The organism is Microbacterium sp., from assembly GCF_049661145.1.
Lineage (GTDB): Bacteria > Actinomycetota > Actinomycetes > Actinomycetales > Microbacteriaceae > Microbacterium.
In genome coordinates this window covers 1-4,944 of sequence record NZ_JBASZT010000002.1, presented here as the reverse complement: position 1 = coordinate 4,944, position 4,944 = coordinate 1, and the positions used below count along the sequence as shown (strand labels likewise).

Annotated in this window: 6 protein-coding genes; 2 read left to right on the top strand and 4 right to left on the bottom strand. The window is 70.1% G+C overall.

Going from position 1 to position 4,944, the window contains the following annotated elements:
• Positions 1–109 precede the first annotated feature (109 nt).
• On the bottom strand, positions 110–814 hold the full coding sequence (locus tag WBP48_RS00055; RefSeq protein ID WP_424434226.1) for a LuxR C-terminal-related transcriptional regulator: 705 nt from the start codon (positions 812–814) through the stop codon (positions 110–112).
• Positions 802–2,115, bottom strand: a complete 1,314-nt coding sequence (locus WBP48_RS00050) for a histidine kinase (RefSeq protein ID WP_424434223.1) — start codon at positions 2,113–2,115, stop codon at positions 802–804. The genes WBP48_RS00055 and WBP48_RS00050 overlap by 13 nt, the downstream gene beginning before the upstream one ends.
• 145 nt (positions 2,116–2,260) lie before the next feature.
• Here WBP48_RS00050 and WBP48_RS00045 point away from each other — a divergent pair, with 145 nt between their 5' ends.
• A complete protein-coding gene (locus WBP48_RS00045; protein ID WP_424434220.1) occupies positions 2,261–3,073 on the top strand; it encodes a Cof-type HAD-IIB family hydrolase in 813 nt (270 codons plus the stop codon).
• A gap of 27 nt (positions 3,074–3,100) precedes the next feature.
• Positions 3,101–3,931 (top strand): aldo/keto reductase, encoded by an 831-nt coding sequence (locus WBP48_RS00040; protein WP_424434217.1) that lies wholly within the window; start codon positions 3,101–3,103, stop codon positions 3,929–3,931.
• 4 nt (positions 3,932–3,935) lie between these two features.
• Here the strand turns inward: WBP48_RS00040 and WBP48_RS00035 are convergent, their stop codons facing one another.
• Positions 3,936–4,640 carry a Pr6Pr family membrane protein gene (locus WBP48_RS00035; RefSeq protein ID WP_424434214.1) on the bottom strand — a complete coding sequence of 235 codons (705 nt, stop codon included), beginning with the start codon at positions 4,638–4,640 and terminating at the stop codon, positions 3,936–3,938.
• A 124-nt stretch (positions 4,641–4,764) separates the two neighbouring features.
• A partial coding sequence (locus WBP48_RS00030; protein ID WP_424434211.1) for an SIP domain-containing protein occupies positions 4,765–4,944 on the bottom strand: 180 nt, incomplete at its 5' end.

The following is a 4,944-nucleotide window of genomic DNA, read 5'->3' as shown; positions in this document are numbered from 1 at the left end:
GCGGCACCGCCGGCCCCTCCACCGTAGCCCCCAGCATCGTGGCCCGCGGACCCGGGTGGGGACGGCGGAACCGCCGGGGGAGTCAGGGTCGGGGTGTTCGGGTTCGTGGTCATCGGAGTGCTCCGTTCCGGAAGGTGGGGTCGGTGTGGTCGCCGTGCTCGAGATGGACGAGTGCGGCCAGTACGCGGCGATTGCCGTGCTCGTCCTGTTCCAGGCCGAGCTTCTGAAAGAGAGATGTGATGTGCTTCTCGACGCTGGCTTCGCTCACGAACAGCGCTTGCGCGATCGCCTGATTGCTCTTGCCTTCGGCGATCAGAGCGAGGACGCTCCGCTCCCGGTCGGTCAGCCGCGCGAGCCGTTCGTCGCGGGCACGTCGAGTCAGCAGCTGCGCGACGACCTCGGGGTCGAGCACAGTCGCGCCGGCGCCGATGCGCTCGACGGCATCGAGGAAGTCGCGGATGTCGGCGACGCGGTCCTTCAGCAGGTAGCCGAGGGCGCCCGCCTGCCCGGTGATGAGTTCGCTCGCGTAGCGCTCCTCGACGTACTGGCTCAGCACCAGCACGGGTAGGCCCTGGTGGGCCGAGCGCAGCGCGAGCGCCGCGCGTATGCCCTCGTCGGTATGCGTCGGGGGGAGCCGTACATCGAGGATGCACAACTCGGGATCGGTCTCCGCGACGGCCTCGGCCAGCGACTTCGCCCCGGCCAGTCCGTCCGCGTCGGCGAGGGCCGCGACGACGGTGTGGCCAGCATCCTCCAGCAGTCGGACGAGTCCTTCGCGCAGCAGCGCGGAATCCTCACAGATCAGGATGCGCACGGCACGCTCACCTCCAGTGAGGTCGGGCCGCCTGCGGGACTGTCGAGCCGGCTCCTGCCGCCCGCCGCCGTGACGCGGTTGATGATGCCGTCGAGTCCGCCGCCGGGCGTCACGTGCGCGCCGCCCAGTCCGTTGTCCTCGATGCGTGCCCACAGCATCCGCCCGCCGCCGACGCCACCCCCGCCGACGCTCCCAGAGCCGCCGCCGTCGTCGCGGGTCCGCACGAGCACCCGCACCTCCGACGCGCGGGAGTGCTTTGCGGCGTTGGTGAGCGACTCGGCGATGACGAAGTACACCGCCGCCTCGGCGGTGGGACTGCACCGGCCGTCCAACCGCACGTCGAGGGCGACCGGCACGTGCGAGCGTGCGGCGAGCGCGCTGACGGCGGCATCCAGTCCCCGGTCGTCGAGGACGGAAGCGTGGATGCCGCGAGCCAGCTGTCGCAGCTCGGTGATGGCCGCCTTCGTCGAGGTGTGCGCCTCGTCGATCAGGGCCCTCGCGGCGGCGGGATCGCTGTCGATCTTCTGCTGCGCAAGTCCCAGGGTCATGCCGACCGACACGAGCCGCGGTTGGACGCCGTCGTGCAGGTCCCGCTCGATGCGCGTGCGCTCGACCTCACCTGCCCGCACGGCGCTCTCGCGCTGTGTGCCGGCGGTGCGTGCCTGCTCGGCGAGCGCCGCCTCGCGGCTCGGGACGAGGATCGCGCGGGTCAGGACGCCGTGCAGCAGCGCGATCGCGAAGAGAAAACCGAGGCTGATCAGGATGCCGACGATGCCGCCGACGACGCCCCACTCGCTCTCGATGTCGATTCCGGTGGCGGGGATCCGCACGGTCTCGCCCGGCAGGAGTGGCGCGAACAGGAGCCCGGCGCTCGATGCGAACGCCTGCACGAGGCTCAGCGTCGCGATTCCCATGACGGTCGAGATCGCGGCGGAGGCGACCGCCCGCCACATCGGACCGTCGGCGAACTGCTGCCACAGCGACCGCAGCCAGCCGCCGAACCCCGGTCGTCCGCTGCGGCGCGGCAGCAGCGCGGGCAGTCCGTAGCCGTAGAGGCCTTCGACGCGCTCGTATTCGATCCACGCGGTCGCGAACAGCAGATACACGAACGCGACGAGGAGCGGCAGGCCGACGAGCAGTACGGCAAGGCCGATGCCGAGCCCCAGGAAGATCCCGAGCACGGTGAACACGGCCGTGCCTGCGACGCCCATCGCCGCCAGTTGTGCGATCGCGCCGAGGTGCTGGACGAACCGGGGCCGTCCGGCGGGGACAGCAGGGGCGGCGGTCAGGTCTGTGGTCATGACTCCACGGTAGGGCGGCGCGGTCGCCGGCACGATGGAGGCAGCCGGACACTTCCTCTTCGGGATAACCCCCGGTCGCCCGGCGACTGCGCTTTCACGGCCGCCCCGCCACGGTAGGCCCGGTCGGTCCTGAAAGGATGGAGGCGTGACCGCTCCCGATATCCGCCTCATCGCCGTCGACATGGACGGGACGTTGCTCCTGCCGGACGGAGCGATCCCGCCGGGCCTGTGGCCGCTGCTCGAGCGGTTGCGCGAGCGCGGCATCGCGTTCGCGCCGGCGAGCGGTCGCCAACTCGCAACCCTGCAGGGCATGTTCGGCGGCGTCGAGGGGGAGCTCGACTACATCGCGGAGAACGGAGCGTACGTCGTCCGGGGGGATGCCGAGGTCAGCTCCGACGCGCTCGACGCCGACTTCTCGGCATCCGTCGTCACCCGCCTCCGGACCCTCGTCGCGGACGGGACTCTCCGCGCCGGGATCGTCGTATGCGGCAAGCGCTCCGCCTACATCGAGGACACGCAGCCGGTGTTCCTCGCCGAGGTCGAGAAGTACTACGCGAAGCTCGAGGTCGTGTCCGACCTCCTCGCGGTCGACGACCAGATCCTCAAACTCGCGATCTACGACTTCGACGGCGGCGAGGCGCACACCGCGCCCGCCTTCGCCGATGCCGCCGCGACCCACCAGGTGGTCGTCTCGGGCGAGAACTGGGTCGACTTCATGAACGCGACCGTCAACAAGGGCGTCGCGCTGCGGAACCTGCAGGCAGCCCTCGGCGTGACCGCGGCGCAGACCGCAGCCTTCGGAGACTACCTGAATGACCTCGAGTTGCTGCGCGCCGCGGAGTGGTCCTACGCGATGGCCGACGCGCATCCCGACGTGGCGGCCGCCGCGCGCTTCCGTGCGCCGTCGAACGCGGACGCCGGGGTCATCACCGTCATCGAGGAGCTCCTCGGAGACTGACTCGCCGTGTGGGCGTAGCGTGGACGCATGGTCACAATTCCTACGGTCACTCTGAACGACGGCACTGCTTTCCCCCAGCTCGGCTTCGGCACCTACAAGCTGACCGGGCCGGAGGGGATCGATGCCATCGTCGCCGCGATCGAGAACGGCTACCGTCTGCTCGACACCGCGGTCAACTACGAGAACGAGACGGAGGTCGGCGAAGCCGTACGACGCAGCGGCATCCGCGACGAACTGCTCGTCACGACGAAGGTCCCCGGCCGCGATCACGGCTATGACGAGACGCTGCGCAGCGCCGCCGGATCGCTGCAGCGCCTCGGGCTCGACCGCATCGATCTGTACCTCATCCACTGGCCGAACCCCCGCGTCGACCGCTATGTCGACACATTCCGCGCCATGATCGCGCTGCGCGAGGAGGGCAAGGTCGGATCGGTCGGGGTCTCGAACTTCACTGAGGCGATGCTCGCGCGGGTCATCGACGAGACGGGTGTCGTGCCCGCCGTCAACCAGGTCGAGCTGCACCCGTACTTCCCGCAGGCGGCGCTGCGGGCGTTCCATGCCGCGCAGGGCATACGCACCGAGAGCTGGAGTCCGCTGGCGCGCCGCAGCGAACTGCTGACAGAGCCCGTCATCGGCGAAGTCGCCGCCGCGCACGGCGTCACGGCGACGCAGGCCGTGCTGCGCTGGCACACCCAGCTCGGTTCGACGCCCATCCCCAAATCGGCGACCTCGGCACGGCAGATCGAGAACGCCGACGTGTTCGGCTTCACGCTGACGGATGCCGAGATCAACGCGATCAGTGGCCTCGAGCGCGGCCGACTGTGGGGCGGCGACCCCGACACCCACGAGGAGATGTAGCTTCTCAGCCGCCGTCGGCCGCGGCATCCGCGCCGACGCCGGCTCTGACCCGCCCGCCGAGCCGACGATCCAGCGCGTAGTAGCCGTAGCCGACTCCGACGAGGGCCACCGTGAGCACGACGATCCACATGGCCACGCCGCCGACGCCGTGGACGTCGACATCCATGAACGGGTACGGGTATCTCGTGCCGGCGGCGAACCGCCCGCCGAGCCCCGAGTAGCCGTAGGCGAGTACGAGGTAGGAGTAGGGGATCAGCGTCCATCGCAGCGGGTCGAACCGGTCGAGCCGTCCCTTCGGCACGAACAGCACCCAGTCGGCGATCACGAGCAGTGGCGTGATGATGTGGACGAGGTTGTCGGTGAGGGTGAACGGCTCGTACGCGCCCGGCTGCTGGAACGACGACGGCACCAGCACGACGAGGTAGATCAGCATCGTGACGGTGATCGCCATCATGACCGCAGCGGCGCCGCGCGCCGACGGCGTGGAGGTCCCCTGCCAGCCCGCCATCCGCGCATCGCGGATCGTCGCGATGGCCGACCACACCATCCACACCAGGCACAGCACGTTGCTCAGCACCGTGAAGTAGAGGAACGCGGTCCAGATCGGTGACCCGGTGAACAGTCCCGACACCCGCGCGATGCCGATGAAGATGACCAATGACGCCAGCACACGGTAGCCGAGGGCGACGACGCGGGATGCCAAGGCCATGCGCCCATGCTACGGGCGCTCACCGCCCGCGGACCCGGTTTCGTACGCGGCGAGCCGACGCAAATGGCCGCTGGCGACCGCCGGAAGCGGCCTTTCCCGTCGGCTCGGCGCTGGGATGCCGCGATCAGTGCGGGGCGTGGTACTCGGTCTCGCCGTTCTTCCAGTAGCCCTTGACGACGATGTGGTCGGTATCGAGGCCCCAGCGCTGGAGCAGCAGCGCCCGGCCGTGCGTGACGATCCCCTGCTCGGCGGCGACGAAGCCGAACACCGACCCGGCTGGGCGGTCGGCCGCCGTCAGCGAGCC

Bases quoted from the DNA above. Each gene is read 5' to 3' on its own strand.
- WBP48_RS00050 (WP_424434223.1), bottom strand. From the start codon at position 2,115: ATGACCACAGACCTGACCGCCGCCCCTGCTGTCCCCGCCGGACGGCCC.
- WBP48_RS00040 (WP_424434217.1), top strand. From the start codon at position 3,101: ATGGTCACAATTCCTACGGTCACTCTGAACGACGGCACTGCTTTCCCC.
- WBP48_RS00035 (WP_424434214.1), bottom strand. From the start codon at position 4,640: ATGGCCTTGGCATCCCGCGTCGTCGCCCTCGGCTACCGTGTGCTGGCG.